Genomic DNA, 22,350 nt, shown 5'->3' with positions numbered 1-22,350 from the left:
TCACAAACTTTAAATTCAATTTATGTTGGTGAAAAAGTAACTAAACTCCTTGCATTGCTCCGGGAGAAGAGTAAAATTCCGGAGCTTTATTTTGGCACGAGACCCCAAACTGTTTAATTTATTGAATGGTTTTTGGGGTTAATTTTATTTTTGAGAAAGCAAAGAGGACGACATGGTAACCATTCGTTTGGCACGTCACGGCGCTAAAAAGCGTCCATTTTATCAAATCGTAGTAGCGGACAGCCGCAACGCTGCAACTGGCCGTTTCATCGAGAAAGTTGGTTTCTTCAACCCAACTGCTAAAGGTCAAGAAGAAGGTCTACGTCTAGACCTAGACCGCGTTAACCACTGGGTTGGTCAAGGCGCGTCAGTATCTGACCGTGTTGCTAAGCTAGTTAAAGACGCTCAAAAAGCGGCTTAATTTTTTACTTGAAAAGTAGAAACTAGTTTATGTCGATGAAAGGTAAAGAAACAATGAGCAACGAAAAGATTGTTGTAGGCAAGTTTGGTGCTACTTACGGCATTCGTGGTTGGCTTAAGGTTTTTTCCTACACAGACAATGCTGAAAGCATTTTCGATTACAGCCCTTGGTACATTAACCAAAAGGGCAAGTGGGTTGAGTACAAAGTAGAAAGCTGGAAGCGCCATAACAAAGGTATGGTGGCTAAGCTGGAAGGCATGGATGTTCGTGAAGACGCGCATCTAATGACGAACTTTGAAATTGCTATTGACCCTGCGGTACTTCCTGAATTGTCAGAAGATGAGTTCTACTGGCGCGAATTGTTTGGGATGCAAGTTGTAACCACTAAAGGTTACGATCTAGGTGTTGTTACTGACATGCTAGAAACTGGCTCAAACGATGTTCTGGTTGTTAAAGCAAATCTTAAAGATGCTTTCGGGCAGAAGGAACGATTAATCCCGTTCCTTGAAGAGCAAGTGATCATTAATGTTGATCGCGAAGCTCAACGGATCGAAGTTGACTGGGATCCTGGATTCTAATCTCCAAAATTACAGAGCGAGATAAACATGTGGGTTGGCGTTATTAGCCTTTTTCCAGAAATGTTCCGTTCTGTTACTGATTTTGGAGTAACAGGTCAAGCGGTTAAAAAAGGTCTTTTGTCGATTGAGACTTGGAATCCTAGAGATTTCACTCACGACAAACATCGCACAGTCGATGACCGACCTTACGGTGGTGGCCCTGGTATGTTAATGATGGTTCAGCCTTTGCGCGATGCCATTTATACCGCGAAAGCAGCCTCACCGGGCAAGACGAAAGTCATCTACCTTTCTCCTCAAGGTCGCAAGCTCGACCAGAAAGGAGTGGAAGAACTGGCAACGAATGAGAACTTGCTTCTGATTTGTGGTCGTTATGAAGGGGTAGATGAGCGCATCATTCAATCTGAAGTCGACGAAGAATGGTCGATTGGTGATTTTGTGATGACGGGTGGTGAGATACCAGCCATGACGTTAATCGACGCTGTCTCTCGGTTTGTTCCGGGTGTACTAGGGGATTTCGCGTCAGCAGAAGAAGACTCTTTTGCAAATGGCTTGTTAGATTGCCCTCACTATACGCGTCCAGAAGTATTGGATGACAAAGAGGTACCAGCGGTACTGATGTCAGGCAATCACAAGGACATTCGTCAATGGCGACTCAAGCAGTCGTTGGGCCGTACTTGGCTAAGAAGACCAGAGCTCCTGGAAAACCTAGCTCTGACTGACGAACAGGAACAATTACTTGCTGAGTTTGTTAATGAGCATAAAGCCATTAAAGAACATAACGCAAAGTAACCTAATTTATTTAGTATCAGTTTATTCTAGGAATTTAAAAAATGAGTAACATCATCAAAGCTCTTGAAGAAGAGCAAATGAAATCAGACCTACCTAAATTTGCACCAGGTGACACTGTTGTAGTTCAAGTTAAGGTAAAAGAAGGTGACCGTGAGCGTCTACAGGCTTTCGAAGGCGTTGTAATCGCAATCCGTAACCGTGGTCTACACTCTGCTTTCACTGTACGTAAGATCTCTAACGGTGAAGGTGTTGAGCGTACGTTCCAAACACACTCTCCAATCGTTGATAGCATCGAAGTTAAACGCCGTGGTGCAGTACGTCGTGCCAAGTTGTACTACCTACGTGAGCGTTCTGGTAAGTCTGCTCGTATCAAAGAGAAGCTTGCTAAGAAGTAATGCTATAACTAGCGTTCTCATCTTAAACGGAGTCCTTTTAGGGCTCCGTTTTTTTATTTGTGTAATTAGCTTGCTCGTTTCTTTTCACCCTAACTGAACTGTCGATGCTCATGCACTGATTTACACTCCACGCCTCTGCCTTGCTGTGAATAGATTCCTGATGTCGCTATGGCTCCTCGGAATGACGGAAAATGATGGTCAAAGATTATATAGCACCGAGGTTCAAATTCGTCATTCTGGACAGCGACGACGGAGCGTGATTCAGGTTCCCCAAGAAGGAACCTAGGGTATTCCTTTACCCTAGGTCTCAATTTAATACTGGTCTTCAGACCAGCCATCACTATCGGACATATCGGGTGCGCCTGGGATGGTGTTTTCTTCATCTGCCCATTCACCAAAATCAATCATTTGGCATTGTTTACTGCAGAAAGGGCGATGAGGACTTTGTTCTCCCCATTCTACGTCGGCGCCACATTGTGGGCATTGAACGATGGTAACTTTAGACATAGTTGAGCGTCCCATTACTAATTGGTGTTAAAGGGTAGTATACCTAAACGAATTAAAGATGGCTTATTCAACGCGCTATTGCTGCTACGAAATTTTATCAAATATAAGCGCAATAAAGCGTTGAATTTTAGATTATGGAGGCGAGGCGTAGTGTCGTCTTAGCTGCAAACAGCAAGTTCAAATTCAATATCTTGTGTGCATGCTTGACCGTTTTCAAACGACATGAACTTGATCGCAAAGCGGTTTTTATGGCCTGAAATCATAGGATACACGCCATATTCCATTGGGATGTGAAGTCTTAGAATGTTGGCTTCATCAGCGTCACTTTGGAAGAAACCTGCACGACCGATTTGAGCTTTGAAATGTCCGGTCTCTCTAGTGAGCTTTAACCATAACGAAAGCGCATCAGATAAGGGCTTTAAGCTTGCTTGCCACTGTTGTGCATCACGCTTTTTACGTTCAATAGGTAGATGAAGCCAGTAGTGTAATGCTGGCAGATCAAAACAGCATGAACCACCCGGTAGATTAAAGCGTTGACGGATAGAGCTTAGGAAGCGATCTTCTTTTAATGCTTGGCCAAAACGTTCAGCACCCATTAGTTGGCTATGAACGACATCTATCTCTTGTAGCAAGGTATTTAATGCGTCTTGATCGACACCATCAACATTGAGCCAATGGCGGTACGACAGCCGTTGCTTCTCAAGATCTTTAGCCAGTTCACTTTTCAGTTGGATTTGTTCGAAGATCTCAACCATATCGAATAACGCACGGAAAAACAGTTGATACTGATGATTTTCGCTAAACCCAGAGGCCAAGTGAGCCTGACGCAGCAGAGACTCCACTCTTAGATAAATACGAGTTTTCTCATTTAACGGATGTTCAAATTTGTGCGTGGTCATCGACATAAGCCTTTGTGAGTTTCGTTCCTATTTTCGCAGATTTTTCTTACACATGGCTAGGTACTTTTCGTGCAAATCTGTGATTTGAAGCAAAAGATCAGGGTCACTTGGATTATTCTTAACCACATCGTCTGCAAGCGCGAGCCTTTGCTCTCTTGATGCTTGAGAGGCAAGGATGGCGCGAACTTGATCTTCACTCACATTGTCTCGTTTCATCGTGCGAGATATCTGTGTATTCGGTTCTACATCGACGACAAGAACGCGATCACACAAACTATCTAGCTTGTTTTCTACGAGCAACGGCACCACAAGTAACGCATACTCTGAAGTGACTTGCTGCAAATCTTCGATCATCTTTTCACGAATTATCGGGTGCAACAGTGCGTTGAGCCATGCTTTTTCATCTGAATTCGAAAAGATTTTTTCTCTCAGCTTTGCGCGATCTAAAGTTTGGTCTTCACGAACGATATCGTGACCAAAGTGTTCAATAATCGCGTTTAGGCCGGGAGTACCTGGCTCGACAACTTCTCTTGCTACAATGTCGGCATCGACGATATCGATTTTAAATTGTTGTTTGAACAGATTCGCGACGGTTGTTTTTCCACTAGCGATACCGCCTGTTAAACCAATAACCAAAGCCATTTACACTCCTAGAACTGAAGTAAAGTACCAGTTTAAAATCTGGTCGCCCCAAATTAAGCTTATCCAACCAGCAATTGCTAAGTAAGGACCGAAAGGGAAAGCTTTTTCAATTCCCTGCTTTTGCAAGCGTAGTTGAATGATGCCAAATACGATGCCAACCACAGAAGAAAGTAGAATGATCATCGGCAGTGACTGCCAACCTAGCCAAGCTCCTAGTGCCGCCAGTAGTTTAAAATCACCATACCCCATTCCTTCTTTACCAGTAAGTAGCTTAAAGCCCCAGTAAACGGACCAGAGACATAGGTAACCAGCAATAGCACCAATGACAGAATCTTGTAGAGTAACAGGACTTATTTCGACTAATGCTAAGGCAATGCCAGCCCAAGTTAATGGTAATGTTAATTGGTCAGGTAACAACATAGTATCGAGATCGATAAATGTTGCGGCGATTAAGATAAAAGTAAAAAAGAGTAGGGCAACGGTAAAGTAACTAAAACCAAAGTAATAAGCGATAAAGCCTGAACAGAACGCGGTGAGCAGTTCAATCAGTGGATAGCGTGCACTAATGGTTGCCTGACAGTTGTGACATTTGCCTTTTAAAAGCAGCCAGCTAATCACAGGAATGTTGTCGCGAATACGTATCGGTGTTGCGCATTTCTGGCAGGAGGAGCGTGGGACGCTCAAGGTCAGCACTTCTTTAGGAGGTTCTATTTTGTATTCAGGAAATGACTCGGCACATTCGCGTCGCCATTCTAGTTCCATGATTTTAGGTAGTCGATAAATAACCACATTGAGGAAGCTACCCACGATAAGACCGAAGATGGTGGCAAACACAACGAATAGCCAAGGGTAGTACTGGAATACTTCCATATTTGTCTCTTGAGCGATGAGTGAAATCAGCAAGATGCTGTTTTAAAGGAGTTAACAGCTCATTCTAGCCCAATACACTCATTAAGTTAAAGATTGGCAAGTACATTGCTGTCACTAATCCGCCAACAACGATACCTAAAAAAACGATAATTAGTGGCTCTAGAATTTTACTAAGGTTGTCGACGGTGTTGTCGACTTCAAACTCGTAGATTGTTGCAACTTTATTGAGCATATCGTCAAGTCGACCAGACTCTTCACCGATCATAACCATTTGTAACACCAATTCAGGGAACACATTACAGTTGCGCATGGCTACATACATTGGCATACCTGCGGCGGTATCACGGTAAACTTCTTCTATGGCGAGTTGATAGTGCAAGTTTCCTGATGTTTTTGATGTAGTTTTTAAACTGGTTAGAATTGGAATGCCCGCTGTAAAGCTTGTGGCGAGTGTTCGACTAAATTTGGCGATCGCTGCTTTTGATAATACAGGCCCAAGGACAGGAAATTTAAGCACAGATCGATTGAGCGTTAAGCGAAAAGAATCTGAACGCTTAGAGAGGATTCTCGCCGAGATGAATAAACTAATGGAGCCTAGTGCTATAAATGGGCTCCAATTTTGTGTCCATGCGGAAAGATCTAACACTTGCCTGGTAAACCACGGTAAGTCAGCACCAAAACCAACAAACATTTTTTCAAACTCGGGAATGACTTTGGTGAGCATGATAAACGACACGCCTAACGCTACTAGCACTACCATCGCTGGGTAGATCAGTGCTTTGATCACTTTCGCACGGAGTTGTTCATTTTTTTCTCGGTAGGTGGCTAAGCGCTCGAATACTTCTGCTAAGTTACCGGATTGCTCACCTGTGGCGATAAGATCGGTATAGAGTGGGTCAAAGTGTTCACTTGCAGTGCGTATGGCTTTTGACATGGGTGTCCCCGCTTCAACGGCGCGTGTCACGCTCATCAAAATGGATTTCATCTCTGCTTTTTTATGATTTTCTGAGACCAATTTTAAAGCCTGAACCAAGGGCACACCGGTTATCAACATCGTCGAAATCTGACGGGTAAACACCGTGATGTCTCTGCCTTTCACGCGATGGCTGAGTTTAGTGAGAAACGAGATACTGCTTTTCTTTAACTTCTTGATCTTGATGTGCTGTGCGTCTAGACGCTCGCGTACTTCAATTTCTGTCATCGCGAGGGTTTGTCCAGACGTCTTTTTGCCAGAACTGTTGATGCCTTTCCAGCGGAAGTTTTTAAGTTGTGGTGTAGTGCTTTTCATGGATGTGACTGCTGATTAAAGGATTAAAAATAAAGTACGCGCTGTAGTTCACTAAAACTTGTGATTCCTTGTTTGAGTTTTTCTATGCCCGACATTTGTAACGTGCTCATACCATTTGCGATGGCGAGTTTTTCTAGTTCATGTACCGAGGCGCCTTTAATAAGCGCTTCGGAAAGAAATTCATCAAAGCGCATCACTTCATAAATCCCCGTTCGGCCGGAATAACCATGGGTACACTCATTGCATCCATCGGGATTGGCTTTAAAAATGTTGTCGCTTGCTTGAATTCCAAGATGTTGTAGCTGAACGGTAAGCTCTTGTGATTGTTTACAGTGCGAGCACAGTTTACGGGCTAAGCGCTGGGCAATAATCAAACTAAGAGATGAGGCCAAGTTAAAGCTTTCTACGCCCATGTTTGATAAACGAATAACCGTTTCAGCCGCAGAGTTGGTATGCAAGGTTGAAAGTACTAAGTGACCGGTTTGCGAGGCTTTGATGGCGATCTCCGCAGTGTCTAAGTCACGAATCTCACCGACCATTACCACATCCGGGTCTTGACGTAAGAAAGAGCGCAGGGCTTCGGCAAAACCAAAACCAATCTTAGGCTGAACTTGAACTTGGTTAATGCCCGATAAGTTAATTTCTACTGGGTCTTCTGCCGTAGAAATGTTGATTTCTGGTTTATTGAGGATACTCAGCCCGGTGTACAGAGAAACGGTTTTTCCGCTCCCGGTTGGACCTGTCATCAGAATCATGCCTTGTGGGCGACGCAGCGCATCCAAGTACAATTGTTTTTGTTGTTCGCTATAACCAAGCTTGTCGATATCCAATGACGCAGAGCTGCTGTCGAGCAGTCGTAGTACAATTTTCTCTCCAAATAGAGTAGGCAGCGTGGATACACGCATATCAATTGCGGTGTCTTGATTCAACTTGAGCTTAATACGCCCATCTTGTGGTAAACGTCGCTCTGCAATATCAAGCTTAGAGAGGATTTTGATACGAGCGGATAAGCGACGACTCAAGTGGCTTGGTGGCTGCTGTGTTTCAATTAAGATGCCATCACAGCGCAGGCGCACGCGGTACATCTTTTCATAAGGCTCAAAGTGGATATCGGATGCGCCTTTGCGCACAGCGTCCAATAGAATTTGGTTGATGTAACGGCTAACAGGAGACTCATCTTGGCTCAAGTCTTCAATGTTGTCGATTTCATCTGCGCCCACGTCAACCAGATTGGCTAACTCTTCTTGGTTGATCTCTTTTAACCCGGACTTCTCATGACTCAATGAACGACCATACAAGCGTCGAATTGCCGCGCTGAGTTGACTAAATTCCCCCAAGACCAATTCAACCTGTAAACCAGTGGCAAAGCGAAAATCATCTTCTGCTTGTTGGTTGGTGGGGTCGGCAACGGCGAGTAATAACGTTGAAGACGTACGCTGGAGTGGGAGTGCGTTATGCCGCGTGATTAATTCCCTAAGGCCAAGTTGCTGACAAAGCGAAGCATACTCGTACTGAGATAACTCGGGCTGATTTAAACCAAAGAGAGAACTTAAGTGCTCAGCGAGTTCGCTTGATGTAAATAATCCAGAACTGAGTAAAGCCTCTGGCATCGAAATGCCAGAAGCTTTGACTTGCTCAAGTAACGATTCTTCTTGGGAAAAAGCCAATAGTCCTTTTTGACGAAGAATCGTGGAGAGGTTGGTTTGCATGAATTATTCAGGACAGTAATCAGATTGGTTATTACCATTAGAATCTTGACATGAGCCCGCCCACTCAATACCACTAGTCGTGTAGTTAGATGCCATAGTATACTGTTCTCCACTAGCAATCGGCCCTTTTACTGCTACAGCTTTTGCAATGACATTTACGCCTGATGATCCAGCAACTGCTTCAATAGAGATATCATTTAGGTTGTTAATTTTTGAAGGTACACCATTACTACCAGATAAGCAGTTCGTTTTAAAAGTAGCTGCGTTTGATGCATTTTCATGTGCACACAACTCAACGGCTAACTTCATCGCAGAAGCTGCTTTTGGGAACTCTGCCAGCGTCGCTTTTTTTGTGTAGTTTTGATAAGCAGGCACAGCAAATGCGGCCAAAATACCAATAATCGCGACGACAATCATTAATTCAATCAAGGTAAAACCTTGCTGTTTTTTCTGTTTACTGTTTTTCATTTTTAACCCTTTCTAAAAAATTAATAATGCTCTTGCATTAGCGAAAGATTATGGAGAGTTAAAGTGGGTTGAAAATGGGGAAGAGATGGGCTCTCGAGTGAGATAAAACTCTTTGGTGAAAAGTTGCATATCGCATGCAGAGTTTTGCGAGTAGTACTATTTTTTTAGTGGATAAAAAGAAAGGGCCAATTGGCCCTTTTAAATGATGAGTTACTCACAACTCACTGAGTTAGTTGAAGTAATTGAGATTGTGTTGCTTTAATTATTTGAAGCGCATCGAAAGATCCATCGCTTTTAGATGCTTAGTCAACGCGCCTACCGAAATGTAATCGACACCGGTTTCTGCGTATTCTGCGATGGTCTCTAGCGTAATGTTGCCGGAGTTCTCTAAAGCGGCACGACCTGCGTTAATCGCTACGGCTTCACGCATCATTTCTTTTGTGAAGTTATCGAGCATGATGATGTCGGCACCAGCCTCTATCGCTTGTTTCAACTCTTCTAAGCTTTCCGTTTCGACTTCTACCGGTTTGCCTGGGTTAAGCTCTTTCGCTTTTTGGATGGCTTGAGTGATGCCACCACAAGCAATAATGTGGTTTTCTTTAATGAGGTAAGCGTCGAACACGCCGATGCGATGGTTAAAGCCACCACCACACGTCACGGCGTATTTTAGTGCGCTACGCAGACCAGGAATGGTTTTGCGTGTGTCGAGTAGACGACACTCAGTATGCGCGATTTTTTCAGCGTACTCTGCGGTAACTGTTGCGCAGCCAGACAGCGTTTGGATGAAGTTCATTGCGTTACGCTCACCAGTCAACAAGTCACGAGCAGGGCCTGTCAGCGTGCAAAGGGTTTGGTTAGGTTCGACTTTATCGCCGTCCTTTACGTGCCATTCAATGCTGACCTTGCCACCGAGCTGTTTAAAAACTTCATCAGCCCATGCTTGACCACAGAACACACCATGCTCACGAGTAATAATCGTTGCGGTATTAACCGCATCGGCAGGGATCAAAGATGCAGTAATGTCGTTATCTGCGTTGACACTGCCACCTAGATCTTCTTTTAAGGTATCAGCGACAGAGCGAGTGATCTCTAAAGGGAGTTGTTGTTTAAGGTATTCTAGGCGTTCTTGAATGTTGTGTGTGTTCTTCATCGCAAATCTTGTCTTGAAAGGGAGATGGCAACGAATGATACTCTCCGGTGTCAATAATTTCAGCAGTTAATTTGAAAAGTAGAGAGGTTGATATGCGCCCAATTATCGAGAATGGCTGGCTGACACAGGCAAAGCATGTTCCGTCACCATTTTTTGATGCACGCTCTGATGTAAACGACATCTCTCTGCTGGTGGTACATAACATCAGTTTGCCTCCTGGGCAGTTTGGTGGACCATATATAGAGGACTTCTTCACTGGCAAGCTAGACCCAAATGAACATCCATTTTTTGAAGTTATTCACAAAATGGGCGTTTCTGCACATTGCTTGATTAAAAGAAACGGCGAGGTTGTTCAATTTGTTTCTTTTCTCGATAGAGCATGGCATGCCGGTCAATCCAGTTTCGCGGGCAGGGAGCGTTGTAATGACTATTCCATTGGTATCGAGCTTGAAGGGACAGAATTTACTGCCTATACAGAAGCGCAATATCAATCACTTGCAGAGATCACTGAGGTGATTATGCAGTCTTATCCTCAAATCACCCCGCCACGAATTACCGGTCATCAATATATTGCGCCCTTGAGAAAAAGCGATCCTGGTCTAAGCTTTGATTGGGTGAAATATAGACTGCTTATACAGCGTTGATTTGTAGCGAAAGTGTAAATTCAAAAAAGCGAAATAAATAAGGCATACGATCAGGTATGCCTTTTTTTGATACCAGAAATATTAATGATTGTTAAAAGTTAACTACATTTTTACGCTCGTACATGCCGTTTTGGTGAATAAATAGACTGATAATTTTGTCATTTTCTGTATTTCTTTTCCAAAACTGCTAGCACGTCGACTTCCCATTTGTATGCTTTATGTAATTGGTCATACCAATTCTATTGCTGTTTTAACAGTCGATTGTTATCAGAGTGTTGGAAGTAAGCTCGTTCTATGATTTAGGTCAATTTTCGGCTGGACAGTGGCGTTTTAATTATGTTAATTTCTGCACCAACTTAAAATTGGTATTACCAATTACCTGCAAGAGTAGAAGAACAATAAATTATGGCTTATCAAAGGATTCGTCAGCCAAAACTCTCTGATGTTATAGAACAAGAGTTAGAAAGGTTGATAGTGGAAGGAACATTGTCTCCGGGGCAACAACTGCCTCCAGAGCGTGAACTGGCAAAACAGTTCGATGTGTCTCGTCCTTCAGTCCGAGAAGCCATTCAACGCTTGGAAGCGAAGCGTTTGTTGACTCGTCGCCAAGGTGGCGGAACATTCGTAAGTGAGAATATCTGGAAGAGCTTTTCAGATCCCTTGTTGAATTTGTTGTCTAGTCATTCTGAAACCCAGCTTGATGTGCTTGAGTCTCGTCATGCGATGGAAGGAATTTCAGCCTACTTTGCAGCTTTACGTGGTACCGAAGAAGATTTTGCGCGTATTCAAGGTTGCCTTGAGCGCATTAGCCAAGAGCAAGCAAACAACGATATCGAAGCTGAATCTGCGGAAGTAATGCAATTTTTGATCGCTTTGACAGAAGCCGCGCACAACGTGGTTTTGTTGCACATTGTTCGAAGCTTAGCACCTTTGCTTGAGCAAAATATTCTACAAAATTTTAAATTACTACGTCGCCGCCCAGAAGCGGTCGAGAAAGTCAGTAAACACCGAGCCAATATCGTGGATGCGATTGTTTCTGGTCAGCCTGAAAAGGCGCGAGAAATGTCCCACTCGCACTTGGCTTACATCGAAGAAACATTGTTGGATTTGACTCGAGAAGAGTCTCGACGAGAGCGTTCTCTACGTCGAATTCAGCAGGGTAATGACTCGTAAGAGCGTTACTTAAATAAGTAGATCCAACCAACAGAAGGATAGATCGCCATGTCTGATATGAAGCATGACGTAGATGCACTGGAAACTCAAGAATGGCTACAAGCGCTTGAGTCAGTTGTACGTGAAGAAGGTCTAGAGCGTGCTCAATTCCTATTAGAGCAAGTTCTAGATAAAGCACGTCTAGACGGTGTTGATATGCCAACAGGTATCACAACTAACTACATCAACACGATTCCTGCAGACCAAGAACCAGCATACCCAGGTGACACAACACTTGAGCGTCGTATTCGCTCAATTATTCGTTGGAACGCTATCATGATCGTTCTACGTGCATCTAAGAAAGACCTAGAGCTAGGCGGCCACATGGCGTCTTTCCAGTCTTCTGCTGCGTTCTACGAGACATGTTTCAACCACTTCTTCCGTGCACCAAACGAGAAGGATGGTGGCGACCTAGTTTACTACCAAGGTCACATTTCACCAGGTATCTACTCACGTGCATTCGTTGAAGGTCGTCTAACTGAAGAGCAGCTAGACAACTTCCGTCAAGAAGTAGACGGCAAAGGTATTCCTTCATACCCGCACCCTAAACTGATGCCTGAATTCTGGCAGTTCCCGACAGTATCGATGGGCCTAGGTCCAATCGCTTCTATCTACCAAGCTCGTTTCCTTAAGTACCTAGAAGGCCGTGGTCTTAAAGATACTTCAGAGCAGCGCGTTTACGCGTTCCTAGGTGACGGTGAGATGGATGAGCCAGAATCACGTGGTGCGATCTCTTTCGCTGCGCGTGAGAAACTAGACAACCTATGCTTCCTAATCAACTGTAACCTACAGCGTCTAGATGGCCCTGTAATGGGTAACGGTAAGATCATTCAAGAACTTGAAGGTCTGTTCAAAGGTGCTGGTTGGAACGTAGTGAAGGTAATCTGGGGTAACAACTGGGATTCACTACTAGCTAAAGATACGACTGGTAAGCTTCTACAGCTTATGAATGAAACGATCGACGGCGACTACCAAACATTCAAATCAAAAGACGGCGCGTACGTACGTGAGCACTTCTTTGGTAAGTACCCAGAGACAGCTGCACTTGTTGCTGACATGACTGATGACGAAATCTTCGCACTTAAGCGTGGTGGTCACGAGTCTTCTAAGCTATACGCGGCATACAAAAACGCGGCAGAAACTAAAGGTCGTCCAACAGTAATCCTAGCTAAGACTGTTAAAGGTTACGGCATGGGTGAAGCGGCTGAAGGTAAGAACATCGCGCACCAAGTTAAGAAGATGGACATGACTCACGTACTACACCTACGTGATCGTCTAGGTCTTCAAGACATCCTAACTGACGAAGCAGTGAAAGAACTTCCGTACCTGAAACTTGAAGAAGGTTCAAAAGAGTACGAATACCTACACGCTCGTCGTAAAGCGCTACACGGCTACACGCCACAGCGTCTACCAAAATTCACTCAAGAATTCATCGTTCCTGAGCTAGAAGAATTCAAGCCACTATTAGAAGAACAGAAGCGTGATATCTCTTCTACTATGGCATTCGTACGTGCACTAAACGTTCTACTTAAGAACAAGAACATTGGTAAGAACATCGTTCCTATCATTGCTGACGAAGCACGTACATTCGGGATGGAAGGTCTGTTCCGTCAAATCGGTATCTACAACCCGCACGGCCAAACTTACACACCAGAAGACCGTGGCGTTGTTTCTTACTACAAAGAAGCGACTTCAGGTCAGGTTCTACAAGAAGGTATCAACGAGCTAGGTGCTATGTCTTCATGGGTTGCTGCTGCGACGTCATACTCGACAAACGACCTACCAATGATCCCGTTCTACATCTACTACTCAATGTTCGGCTTCCAACGTGTTGGCGACATGGCGTGGATGGCTGGTGACCAACAAGCACGTGGTTTCCTACTAGGTGCAACTGCGGGTCGTACAACGTTGAACGGTGAAGGTCTACAGCACGAAGACGGCCACTCGCACATTTTGGCGGGTACGGTTCCTAACTGTATTTCTTACGACCCAACATTCGCGTACGAAGTAGCAGTAATCATGCAAGACGGTATCCGTCGCATGTACGGTCCAGAACAAGAAAACGTGTTCTACTACCTAACGCTAATGAACGAAAACTACGCAATGCCAGCAATGCCAGAAGGCGCTGAAGAAGGCATCCGTAAAGGTATCTACAAGCTAGAAACTTACACGGGCGACAAAGCGAAAGTTCAGCTAATGAGCTCTGGTACTATCATGAATGAAGTACGTAAAGCAGCTCAAATCCTAAGCGAAGATTACGGTGTTGCTTCTGATGTTTACTCTGTAACGTCATTCAACGAACTAACTCGCGATGGCCAAGATGCAGAGCGTTTCAACATGCTTCACCCAGAAGCGGAAGCGAAAGTACCTTACATCCAAACAGTAATGGGTACTGAACCTGCTATCGCAGCAACTGACTACATGAAGAACTACGCAGAGCAGGTTCGTGCATACATTCCTGCTGAGTCTTTCAAAGTTCTTGGTACTGATGGCTTCGGTCGTTCAGACAGCCGTGAAAACCTACGTCGTCACTTCGAAGTGAACGCAGGTTACGTAGTAGTAGCAGCGCTAACTGAACTAGCGAAACGTGGCGAAGTTGAGAAATCTGTAGTTGCAGAAGCAATTAAGAAATTCGACATCGACACAGAGAAAACAAACCCGCTATACGCTTAATTAAGAAGGTAGATAAGAAATGGCAATCGAAATTAATGTACCAGACATCGGTGCGGATGAGGTTGAAGTTACTGAGATTCTTGTAAGCGTTGGCGACAAGGTTGAAGAAGAGCAGTCTCTGATCACAGTTGAAGGCGATAAAGCTTCTATGGAAGTTCCTGCTTCTCAAGCGGGTATCGTTAAAGAAATCAAAGTTGCAGAAGGCGACAAGGTTTCTACTGGTTCTCTAATCATGATTTTCGAAGCCGAGGGTGCAGCTGACGCTGCACCTGCTCCTGCGGCAGAAGCAGCTCCAGCAGCAGCTCCAGCTCCAGCAGCAGCGGCAGAACTAAAAGAAGTTCACGTACCAGACATCGGTGGTGATGAAGTAGAAGTTACTGAAATCATGGTTGCCGTTGGCGACAGCATCGAAGAAGAGCAATCTCTTCTAACTGTTGAAGGCGACAAAGCTTCTATGGAAGTTCCAGCGCCATTCGCAGGTACTCTAAAAGAGATCAAAGTTGCAACAGGCGATAAAGTATCGACTGGCTCACTTATCATGGTATTCGAAACAGCAGGTTCAGGCGCTCCAGCAGCACCAGCGGCAGCTGAAGCTCCTGCGGCAGCAGCTCCAGCAGCGTCTGCGGCAAAAGAAGTGAACGTTCCAGATATCGGCGGCGACGAAGTTGAAGTTACTGAGATCATGGTTGCGGTTGGCGACACAGTGGAAGAAGAGCAATCTCTAATCACTGTTGAAGGTGACAAAGCTTCTATGGAAGTTCCTGCACCATTCGCTGGCACAGTTAAAGAAATCAAGATTGCAGCTGGCGACAAAGTGTCTACTGGCTCACTAATCATGGTATTCGAAGTGGCGGGCGCAGCACCTGCTCCTGCAGCAGCTCCAGCTCAAGCGGCAGCACCTGCAGCTCCAGCTCCTAAAGCAGAAGCTCCAGCGGCAGCAGCTCCAGCAGCGACTGGCGATTTCAAAGAAAACGATGAGTACGCTCACGCATCTCCAGTTGTTCGTCGTCTAGCGCGTGAATTTGGCGTTAATCTTTCTAAGGTTAAAGGTTCTGGTCGTAAGAGCCGTATCTTAAAAGAAGACGTTCAAGCTTACGTGAAAGATGCACTTAAGCGTCTTGAGTCTGGCGCAGGTGCAGCAGCATCTGGCAAAGGCGACGGCGCGGCTCTTGGTCTACTACCATGGCCAAAAGTGGACTTCAGCAAGTTTGGTGAGACAGAAGTTCAACCGCTATCTCGCATTAAGAAGATCTCTGGCGCAAACCTACACCGTAACTGGGTAATGATCCCGCACGTTACACAGTGGGATAACGCAGACATCACGGCTCTTGAAGCATTCCGTAAAGAGCAAAACGCGATTGAAGCGAAGAAAGACACTGGCATGAAGATCACACCACTTGTGTTCATCATGAAAGCGGTAGCTAAAGCGCTTGAAGCGTTCCCAGCGTTCAACTCTTCTCTATCAGAAGACGGTGAGAGCCTAATTCTGAAGAAATACGTGAATGTTGGTATCGCGGTAGATACACCAAACGGTCTAGTTGTTCCTGTATTTAAAGACGTGAACAAGAAAGGCATCTACGAGCTATCTGAAGAGCTAATGGCGGTTTCTAAGAAAGCACGTGCTGGTAAGCTAACTGCGGCTGACATGCAAGGTGGCTGTTTCACTATCTCTAGCCTAGGCGGTATCGGCGGTACAGCGTTTACTCCAATCGTAAACGCACCAGAAGTTGGTATCCTAGGTGTGTCTAAGTCAGAAATGAAACCGGTATGGAACGGTAAAGAGTTCGAACCGCGTCTACAACTTCCACTGTCTCTATCATACGACCACCGTGTGATCGATGGTGCTGAAGGTGCGCGCTTCATCACTTACTTAAACTCATGTCTATCTGACATTCGTCGTCTAGTTCTGTAATAGAAATTAGATGAATGAGAGGCGGCAACTTAGCCGCCTCTGCTAATCATAATTACCGACAATTTGGTTATCAGCCTTGCTTCGTTCAGGGTTTTCACAATCGAATTGTTGTCTAGCTCACAGGCTAAATTGATTTACTTTTCACACCATTAACATCTCTGTAAACTGTTAGCGGTCTGAAAATAACTGTTTAAAACAAATCTCTCTTAAACATAAAAAATCGATACCCACTCAGCCTGTTAGGGATAATGACTACAAGAGGTCAAAATGAGCAAAGAAATTAAAGCCCAAGTTGTTGTACTTGGTTCTGGTCCTGCTGGTTACTCCGCTGCATTCCGTTGTGCGGACTTAGGTCTTGAAACTGTACTAGTTGAACGTTACAGCACGCTTGGCGGTGTATGTCTGAACGTGGGTTGTATCCCATCTAAAGCACTGCTTCACGTTTCTAAAGTAATTGAAGAAGCGAAAGCGATGGCTGACCACGGCGTTGTGTTCGGTGAGCCTCAAACAGACATCAGCAAAATCCGCATCTGGAAAGAAAAAGTTGTTAACCAACTAACTGGCGGCCTAAGCGGTATGGCTAAGATGCGTAACGTAACAGTAGTTAACGGTTACGGTAAGTTCACTGGCCCTAACTCTATCCTTGTAGAAGGTGAAGGTGAGCCAACAGTTGTTAACTTTGACAACGCAATCGTTGCGGCTGGTTCTCGTCCAATCAAACTGCCATTTATCCCGCATGAAGACCCACGTATTTGGGACTCTACTGACGCTCTAGAACTAAAAGAAGTGCCAGAAAAACTGCTTATCATGGGCGGTGGTATCATCGGTCTAGAAATGGGTACGGTTTACCACTCTCTAGGTTCTAAAGTTGAAGTTGTTGAAATGTTTGACCAGGTAATTCCTGCAGCAGACAAAGATATCGTGAAAGTATTTACTAAGCGTATCAAAGACAAGTTCAAGCTAATGCTAGAAACGAAAGTAACAGCAGTTGAAGCAAAAGAAGACGGTATCTACGTTTCAATGGAAGGCAAGAAAGCGCCAGCTGAAGCTGAGCGTTACGATGCGGTTCTAGTTGCTATCGGTCGTGTACCAAATGGTAAGCTAATCGACGGTGAAAAAGCGGGTCTAGAAATTGACGAGCGCGGCTTCATCAACGTTGATAAGCAAATGCGTACTAACGTTCCTCACATCTTCGCGATCGGTGATATCGTTGGTCAACCAATGCTTGCTCACAAAGGTGTGCATGAAGGTCACGTAGCTGCTGAAGTTATCTCTGGTAAGAAGCACTACTTTGACCCTAAAGTTATCCCTTCAATTGCGTACACTGAGCCAGAAGTGGCTTGGGTTGGTAAGACTGAAAAAGAAGCGAAAGAAGAAGGCATCAAGTACGAAGTAGCAACATTCCCATGGGCAGCATCAGGTCGTGCAATTGCATCTGACTGTGCAGACGGTATGACTAAGCTAATCTTCGACAAAGAAACTCACCGCGTAATCGGTGGTGCTATCGTTGGTACTAACGGTGGTGAACTACTTGGTGAAATCGGCCTTGCAATTGAGATGGGCTGTGATGCAGAAGATATCGCTCTGACTATCCACGCTCACCCAACTCTACACGAGTCTGTAGGTCTAGCTGCTGAAGTATTTGAAGGTTCAATCACTGACCTGCCAAACAAAAAAGCAGTTAAGAAGAAGTAAGCTTTTTCTGACTGAATGATAGAAGCCGCTGCATTGCAGCGGTTTTTTTATGCTTGTTATATAGAAATATAAATGTGTGCTTAGCTGACAGCAGACAATAAAAAGCCCACCAAACGGTGGGCTGACATATATTACGAGCTAAGCTTTAGTGTTCACGGTTGTAAATGCAAAGCATATCTAAGTATGAATTCACTAGGTGTTTCAGCTCCGCTTCACCTTTAGCGCGGTTCGCTTGGACAAACAGTGAGTAACAAATACCGTGGAACAGGTTTGCCAAGTGTTCTGAATCGTGCTGGTCACACACTTCGCCACGTTCAATTGCTTTAATGAACATGTTTTGTACCAGCAACTGGTTAGTACGGTTAGTTGAAACAAACAATGGCCATACTTCGTCACGTGTTGAAGCACTCCACTCGAACCATACTTTTAGCCAGTGACAATCTTGGCTGACAAGCTCGATCATCGCATTAGTAATATTGGCGATGTTTTCACGTGCATGTAAGTCTAGGTCTATGTTATCCGATAGGAAGTTTGAGAACTGACGTACGACGTGATTGAGAACTTCATCCACCAAGTCTTCGCGTGTAGGGAAGTAGTTAAAAACAGTCGCTACAGAAACTTGAGCAATTTCTGCGATATCTGCGTGACCACCACGACCGATGCCGCGGCGCGCAAATACTTCCAATGCGATTTCCATTAACTGTTGCTTACGCTTAATTGGAGAAAGCCTAGTTCTAGGTCTCTTTGCAATTGAGTCCATATCCATTTTCCTTGCCATTTGAGTTGATATTGGGGGTAACCCCCTAATTGATTATTTTAATAGTTGCTTAAAGCAGTGATGAGTGTAATGGTGCATATGCACAAGGTCAACATCTGTAGAACAATTTATATACAGTAATGTCATTATTATTGATAAATTTAGCTATGAACTTTATAAAACTAAGACCTTCTTCCAAGATTTTTTGGCAACAGGATGCGACTTTCAACCCAATGAACGTGGTGATACACTACACGCCGTAAGATTAGGTGATCGTTTGCGTGCGACTTACCTCAACCCACAAATTTAGATTGAGCACAGTATGAAACATACAATAGAAGTCATGATTTCTGAGCAAGAAGTTCAGGAGCGAGTTCGTGAATTAGGCAAACAAATTACAGAGCGTTATCAAGGTAGTGAAGATCTTGTGTTGGTAGGCTTATTGCGTGGCTCATTTGTATTTATGGCAGACTTGGCACGTGCTATCGAACTGACTCACCAAGTTGATTTTATGACTGCGTCAAGCTACGGCAATACGATGGAAAGCTCACGTGACGTTCGTATCTTGAAAGATTTGGATGATGACATCAAAGGTAAAGACATTCTGCTTGTTGAAGACATCATTGACACTGGTAACACACTAAATAAAATCCGTGAGATTCTTTCGCTACGTGAGCCGAAGTCTATCGCTATTTGTACGCTCCTAGATAAGCCATCTCGTCGTGAAGTGAATGTTCCTGTGGATTGGATTGGTTTCGAAATTCCAGATGAATTTGTCGTTGGGGTGGGCATTGATTACGCACAGAAATACCGCCACTTACCATACATCGGTAAAGTTGTACCTCAAGAATAATCATTGAGTTCAGCATTAAAAATATAAAAAAACGCCCATCTAAGATGGGCGTTTTTCGTTCAACTTTTAGATATGACTTAGCGACAAAGGAGCTTGTTGTCTGTATTTAGAATCGTCGAAAGAGCTTTCTGGTAAGACGCTTCTACGGTTTCCTTAGAGTTAGAACGAATGCCTAAGTACTCTAAGCGACCATCTTCAATTCCGTATACCACACCGTGAATTTCAACATCTTGCCCACGCTCCCAAGCGTTTTGCAGGATGGTTGAGTTACCCAAGTTGTACACTTGCTCTGCAACATTAAGCTCGCCTAGTTTATCCGCTCGATCTTGTTGCGGCATTTGATCTAGGTAAGTGCGGTGTTTGAAATAGATATCTCTGATATGTAACAGCCAATTATTAATAAGACCTAGCTTAGGGTTATCAATGGCTGCGTTTACGCCACCACATCCATAGTGTCCACAGACAATGATGTGTTTAACCTTAAGAACGTCTACAGCGTACTGGACGACCGATAGACAGTTGAGATCAGTATGGATAACTTGGTTTGCAACATTCCGATGAACAAAGAGTTCACCTGAGTATAGCCCGGTTAGTCGCTCGGCAGGAACGCGGCTATCAGAGCAGCCAATCCAAAGAAAATCAGGCTTTTGCCCCTCAGCGAGTTTTGCGAAGTATTCAGGTCGATCAGATTTGATCTCTTGAGACCATTTCGAATTGTTTTCAAATAACTGTTTTATTTCCGGCATTTTGCAAACTACTTCCCTTAAAAGACAAAATCGCTGCCGCTGTTTGTGTGCACATGCAAGCGATCAGTGTTGTAACTATACACAATGTTACAATTTCGATCTCGTTAAATATTCGTCAGATAGGACTCATCTGACTAGTTTTCATTAAGAAAAAAGTAAAATCTGGTGAAACTATTTGTGGTGTGAATTTAGCCTTAATCTATTTATGGTTTAAATTTTCGCCTAGCTCGTTAAAGTAGTGATATTTTACTTTTTAAAATTGAATGCAGGGAAAATCAGCAGTGTTCGGTAGTCGTTTTGAAGATATCAATTTCAAAGGGGATGTATTTGGCGGGGTAACCACGGCGATTATCTCTCTCCCTCTGGCGTTAGCGTTTGGTGTTGCATCCGGAGCCGGGGCTGAGGCCGGCCTTTGGGGGGCAATAATGGTCGGTTTGTTTGCCTCGTTATTTGGTGGTTCTAATACGTTAATATCAGAACCGACAGGGCCAATGACGGTAATCATGACCGCAGTATTAACCAGTATGATGGCGAAATACCCAGAAACGGGCATGGCTATGACTTTCACGGTTGTCATGATGGCTGGCGCGTTCCAAATCCTATTGGGGACATTAAAACTGGGTAAATATGTTACCTTGATGCCTTACAGCGTTATTTCCGGGTTTATGTCTGGCATTGGTGTGATTCTTATCATTCTGCAGTTATCGCCTTTGATGGGACATGCTGCGCCTTCAGGGGGAGTACTCGGAACGTTATCTGCTTTGCCGGAGACCATTTCTAACCTTAAGTTCAGTGAGTTGTTTTTGGGACTACTGACTTTGGGGATTCTTTTTTTCTTCCCTAAGCAATATCGTAAATACGTTCCTGCACAGCTCGTGGCATTGGTCGCGGTGACTTTATTGTCTGTGATTCTCTTTGATACAGAAGATATTCGTCGTATCGGTGAAATTCCTGCTGGGTTACCTTCTCTCGTCGCCCCTTATATTGACACAGATATGTTTGTCGAGATGGTCATTGATGCATTAGTGCTCGGCACATTAGGTTGTATTGATACTTTGTTAACGGCGGTTATCGGTGACTCATTAACTCGTAAAGAACACGACTCAGATAAAGAGCTGCGAGGTCAAGGGTTAGCTAACATGATCTCAGGCTTGTTTGGTGCGCTGCCGGGGGCGGGAGCTACTATGGGGACGGTAACGAATATCCAAGTAGGGGCTCGCTCGCCATTATCTGGTGTGATTCGCGCACTAATGTTGGCGTTGGTTGTACTGGTTGCTGGTGGGTTAACAGAGCCAATCCCGATGGCTGTGTTAGCAGGCATTGCGGTGTATGTTGGCTTTAACATCCTAGACTGGAGCTTTATTCAGAGGGCACATAAGGTAAGCTTTTCCGGAATGGCGGTGATGTATGGCGTTATGTTGCTTACAGTATTCGTTGATCTTATCGTTGCGGTGGGTTTAGGCGTCTTTATCTCGAACATTATCATCATCGAGCGTTTGAGCCGAGAGCAGGCGCGACAAGTAAAAGCGATCAGCGACGCGGATGAAGATGATGTGCCGCTGACTGACAGCGAGCGTGGTTTGTTGGATCGTGCGAATGGAAAAGTGCTGTTCTTTTATCTTTCCGGTCCGATGATCTTTAGTGTTTCTAAAGCCATTTCACGTCAGCACTCTAGTATTTCGGACTATGACGTGATGATTCTCGATCTTACGGATGTACCAATGATTGATGTGACCGTCGGTTTGGCGTTAGAGAATGCGATTAAGGATGCTCTCGATGCCAATTGTGCCGTGTATTTATTATGCCCGAATGAGCGAACACGAGAACAGCTAGAGAAATTCCATGTGATTGACCTTGTGCCTGATGAAAATATGTACCAATTCCGTTATGAAGCATTGAATGCGGCGGTGGCACATGTTGAGGCAGACCAGTATCAGCGCATAACGGCGTAATCATTCTGACAGTTAAAAACGCAACAGTGTCCTGTTGCGTTTTTTTATGCTCTATTTTGTCTTACTTAGAGATAACCTTTACGAGGTAAGGGTTATATTTCCAACATTATCGAAAGGTTTATTTGTAATCATCGTTATTCAACGATAAACTGATGGACCTCCAGTACGATACCCAAGGCGATTTTGTAGT

21 protein-coding genes are annotated in these 22,350 nt (G+C 44.4%); 11 read left to right on the top strand and 10 right to left on the bottom strand.

Going from position 1 to position 22,350, the window contains the following annotated elements; genetic code table 11:
• Positions 1–172 precede the first annotated feature (172 nt).
• The 4 genes from rpsP to rplS are packed head-to-tail and all read left to right on the top strand — an operon-like array spanning position 173 to position 2,183.
• Positions 173–421 carry a 30S ribosomal protein S16 gene (gene rpsP / locus H9L11_RS03720; protein ID WP_005379962.1) on the top strand — a complete coding sequence of 83 codons (249 nt, stop codon included), beginning with the start codon at positions 173–175 and terminating at the stop codon, positions 419–421.
• A 29-nt stretch (positions 422–450) separates the two neighbouring features.
• Positions 451–999 carry a ribosome maturation factor RimM gene (gene rimM / locus H9L11_RS03715; protein WP_005379964.1) on the top strand — a complete coding sequence of 183 codons (549 nt, stop codon included), beginning with the start codon at positions 451–453 and terminating at the stop codon, positions 997–999.
• A 27-nt stretch (positions 1,000–1,026) separates the two neighbouring features.
• Positions 1,027–1,788 (top strand): tRNA (guanosine(37)-N1)-methyltransferase TrmD, encoded by a 762-nt coding sequence (gene trmD, locus H9L11_RS03710; protein WP_033905595.1) that lies wholly within the window; start codon positions 1,027–1,029, stop codon positions 1,786–1,788.
• A gap of 41 nt (positions 1,789–1,829) precedes the next feature.
• Complete coding sequence (gene rplS, locus H9L11_RS03705; RefSeq protein WP_005379971.1) at positions 1,830–2,183, top strand: 50S ribosomal protein L19; 354 nt, start codon at positions 1,830–1,832, stop codon at positions 2,181–2,183.
• Between the two features lie 312 nt (positions 2,184–2,495).
• Here the strand turns inward: rplS and yacG are convergent, their stop codons facing one another.
• From yacG to nadC, 8 genes are all read right to left on the bottom strand, one after another.
• Entirely contained in the window at positions 2,496–2,690 is a 195-nt protein-coding gene (gene yacG / locus H9L11_RS03700) for a DNA gyrase inhibitor YacG (protein ID WP_017635922.1), read from the bottom strand.
• A gap of 158 nt (positions 2,691–2,848) precedes the next feature.
• Positions 2,849–3,589, bottom strand: coding sequence for a cell division protein ZapD (gene zapD / locus H9L11_RS03695; protein WP_005373086.1), 741 nt, complete (start codon positions 3,587–3,589; stop codon positions 2,849–2,851).
• Between the two features lie 27 nt (positions 3,590–3,616).
• Complete coding sequence (gene coaE / locus H9L11_RS03690) at positions 3,617–4,231, bottom strand: dephospho-CoA kinase (RefSeq protein ID WP_017635920.1); 615 nt, start codon at positions 4,229–4,231, stop codon at positions 3,617–3,619.
• Positions 4,232–5,101, bottom strand: coding sequence for an A24 family peptidase (locus H9L11_RS03685; protein WP_017635919.1), 870 nt, complete (start codon positions 5,099–5,101; stop codon positions 4,232–4,234).
• 64 nt (positions 5,102–5,165) lie between these two features.
• The gene (locus tag H9L11_RS03680) at positions 5,166–6,389 is read right to left on the bottom strand and encodes a type II secretion system F family protein (protein WP_205390996.1); all 1,224 of its coding nucleotides are present in this window, start codon (positions 6,387–6,389) and stop codon (positions 5,166–5,168) included.
• Between the two features lie 23 nt (positions 6,390–6,412).
• Positions 6,413–8,098: a type IV-A pilus assembly ATPase PilB gene (gene pilB / locus H9L11_RS03675; protein WP_033905593.1), complete on the bottom strand. Its 1,686-nt coding sequence runs from the start codon at positions 8,096–8,098 to the stop codon at positions 6,413–6,415.
• 3 nt (positions 8,099–8,101) lie between these two features.
• A complete protein-coding gene (locus H9L11_RS03670; protein WP_033905592.1) occupies positions 8,102–8,566 on the bottom strand; it encodes a prepilin-type N-terminal cleavage/methylation domain-containing protein in 465 nt (154 codons plus the stop codon).
• 262 nt (positions 8,567–8,828) lie between these two features.
• Positions 8,829–9,716, bottom strand: a complete 888-nt coding sequence (gene nadC, locus H9L11_RS03665; RefSeq protein WP_033905590.1) for a carboxylating nicotinate-nucleotide diphosphorylase — start codon at positions 9,714–9,716, stop codon at positions 8,829–8,831.
• Positions 9,717–9,808: 92 nt separating this feature from the next.
• On the opposite strand from nadC, the gene ampD reads away from it, so the two are divergent.
• The 5 genes from ampD to lpdA all read left to right on the top strand — a co-directional run bounded on the left by ampD (position 9,809) and on the right by lpdA (position 17,852).
• On the top strand, positions 9,809–10,360 hold the full coding sequence (gene ampD / locus H9L11_RS03660; protein ID WP_005386614.1) for a 1,6-anhydro-N-acetylmuramyl-L-alanine amidase AmpD: 552 nt from the start codon (positions 9,809–9,811) through the stop codon (positions 10,358–10,360).
• Positions 10,361–10,765: 405 nt separating this feature from the next.
• On the top strand, positions 10,766–11,533 hold the full coding sequence (gene pdhR, locus H9L11_RS03655) for a pyruvate dehydrogenase complex transcriptional repressor PdhR (protein ID WP_005379989.1): 768 nt from the start codon (positions 10,766–10,768) through the stop codon (positions 11,531–11,533).
• A gap of 48 nt (positions 11,534–11,581) precedes the next feature.
• Positions 11,582–14,245 carry a pyruvate dehydrogenase (acetyl-transferring), homodimeric type gene (gene aceE / locus H9L11_RS03650; protein WP_005386612.1) on the top strand — a complete coding sequence of 888 codons (2,664 nt, stop codon included), beginning with the start codon at positions 11,582–11,584 and terminating at the stop codon, positions 14,243–14,245.
• A gap of 19 nt (positions 14,246–14,264) precedes the next feature.
• A complete protein-coding gene (aceF, locus tag H9L11_RS03645; protein WP_033905589.1) occupies positions 14,265–16,157 on the top strand; it encodes a pyruvate dehydrogenase complex dihydrolipoyllysine-residue acetyltransferase in 1,893 nt (630 codons plus the stop codon).
• A gap of 267 nt (positions 16,158–16,424) precedes the next feature.
• Positions 16,425–17,852, top strand: a complete 1,428-nt coding sequence (gene lpdA, locus H9L11_RS03640) for a dihydrolipoyl dehydrogenase (RefSeq protein ID WP_005379993.1) — start codon at positions 16,425–16,427, stop codon at positions 17,850–17,852.
• A 145-nt stretch (positions 17,853–17,997) separates the two neighbouring features.
• Here lpdA and opaR read toward each other — a convergent pair whose 3' ends face one another.
• On the bottom strand, positions 17,998–18,612 hold the full coding sequence (gene opaR, locus H9L11_RS03635) for a transcriptional regulator OpaR (protein ID WP_005379994.1): 615 nt from the start codon (positions 18,610–18,612) through the stop codon (positions 17,998–18,000).
• A 319-nt stretch (positions 18,613–18,931) separates the two neighbouring features.
• On the opposite strand from opaR, the gene hpt reads away from it, so the two are divergent.
• Complete coding sequence (hpt, locus tag H9L11_RS03630) at positions 18,932–19,462, top strand: hypoxanthine phosphoribosyltransferase (RefSeq protein WP_005379995.1); 531 nt, start codon at positions 18,932–18,934, stop codon at positions 19,460–19,462.
• A gap of 77 nt (positions 19,463–19,539) precedes the next feature.
• Here the strand turns inward: hpt and can are convergent, their stop codons facing one another.
• Positions 19,540–20,208 carry a carbonate dehydratase gene (gene can, locus H9L11_RS03625; protein WP_005379996.1) on the bottom strand — a complete coding sequence of 223 codons (669 nt, stop codon included), beginning with the start codon at positions 20,206–20,208 and terminating at the stop codon, positions 19,540–19,542.
• A gap of 281 nt (positions 20,209–20,489) precedes the next feature.
• Here can and H9L11_RS03620 point away from each other — a divergent pair, with 281 nt between their 5' ends.
• Positions 20,490–22,160, top strand: coding sequence for a SulP family inorganic anion transporter (locus H9L11_RS03620; RefSeq protein ID WP_005379997.1), 1,671 nt, complete (start codon positions 20,490–20,492; stop codon positions 22,158–22,160).
• Positions 22,161–22,350: the final 190 nt, after the last annotated feature.

Origin of the sequence: Vibrio sp. sp1, assembly GCF_016920955.1 — a bacterium.
GTDB classification, from domain to species: domain Bacteria; phylum Pseudomonadota; class Gammaproteobacteria; order Enterobacterales; family Vibrionaceae; genus Vibrio; species Vibrio alginolyticus.
The sequence above is the reverse complement of the archived record's forward strand: the minus strand, read 5'-3'. Positions and strand labels throughout refer to the sequence as shown.

Excerpts from the sequence above, each read along its gene's own strand:
- rpsP (WP_005379962.1), top strand. The coding sequence starts at position 173 with ATGGTAACCATTCGTTTGGCACGTCACGGCGCTAAAAAGCGTCCATTT.
- rimM (WP_005379964.1), top strand. The coding sequence starts at position 451 with ATGTCGATGAAAGGTAAAGAAACAATGAGCAACGAAAAGATTGTTGTA.
- trmD (WP_033905595.1), top strand. The coding sequence starts at position 1,027 with ATGTGGGTTGGCGTTATTAGCCTTTTTCCAGAAATGTTCCGTTCTGTT.
- rplS (WP_005379971.1), top strand. The coding sequence starts at position 1,830 with ATGAGTAACATCATCAAAGCTCTTGAAGAAGAGCAAATGAAATCAGAC.
- yacG (WP_017635922.1), bottom strand. The coding sequence starts at position 2,690 with ATGTCTAAAGTTACCATCGTTCAATGCCCACAATGTGGCGCCGACGTA.
- zapD (WP_005373086.1), bottom strand. The coding sequence starts at position 3,589 with ATGACCACGCACAAATTTGAACATCCGTTAAATGAGAAAACTCGTATT.
- coaE (WP_017635920.1), bottom strand. The coding sequence starts at position 4,231 with ATGGCTTTGGTTATTGGTTTAACAGGCGGTATCGCTAGTGGAAAAACA.
- H9L11_RS03685 (WP_017635919.1), bottom strand. The coding sequence starts at position 5,101 with ATGGAAGTATTCCAGTACTACCCTTGGCTATTCGTTGTGTTTGCCACC.
- H9L11_RS03680 (WP_205390996.1), bottom strand. The coding sequence starts at position 6,389 with ATGAAAAGCACTACACCACAACTTAAAAACTTCCGCTGGAAAGGCATC.
- pilB (WP_033905593.1), bottom strand. The coding sequence starts at position 8,098 with ATGCAAACCAACCTCTCCACGATTCTTCGTCAAAAAGGACTATTGGCT.
- H9L11_RS03670 (WP_033905592.1), bottom strand. The coding sequence starts at position 8,566 with ATGAAAAACAGTAAACAGAAAAAACAGCAAGGTTTTACCTTGATTGAA.
- nadC (WP_033905590.1), bottom strand. The coding sequence starts at position 9,716 with ATGAAGAACACACACAACATTCAAGAACGCCTAGAATACCTTAAACAA.
- ampD (WP_005386614.1), top strand. The coding sequence starts at position 9,809 with ATGCGCCCAATTATCGAGAATGGCTGGCTGACACAGGCAAAGCATGTT.
- pdhR (WP_005379989.1), top strand. The coding sequence starts at position 10,766 with ATGGCTTATCAAAGGATTCGTCAGCCAAAACTCTCTGATGTTATAGAA.
- aceE (WP_005386612.1), top strand. The coding sequence starts at position 11,582 with ATGTCTGATATGAAGCATGACGTAGATGCACTGGAAACTCAAGAATGG.
- aceF (WP_033905589.1), top strand. The coding sequence starts at position 14,265 with ATGGCAATCGAAATTAATGTACCAGACATCGGTGCGGATGAGGTTGAA.
- lpdA (WP_005379993.1), top strand. The coding sequence starts at position 16,425 with ATGAGCAAAGAAATTAAAGCCCAAGTTGTTGTACTTGGTTCTGGTCCT.
- opaR (WP_005379994.1), bottom strand. The coding sequence starts at position 18,612 with ATGGACTCAATTGCAAAGAGACCTAGAACTAGGCTTTCTCCAATTAAG.
- hpt (WP_005379995.1), top strand. The coding sequence starts at position 18,932 with ATGAAACATACAATAGAAGTCATGATTTCTGAGCAAGAAGTTCAGGAG.
- can (WP_005379996.1), bottom strand. The coding sequence starts at position 20,208 with ATGCCGGAAATAAAACAGTTATTTGAAAACAATTCGAAATGGTCTCAA.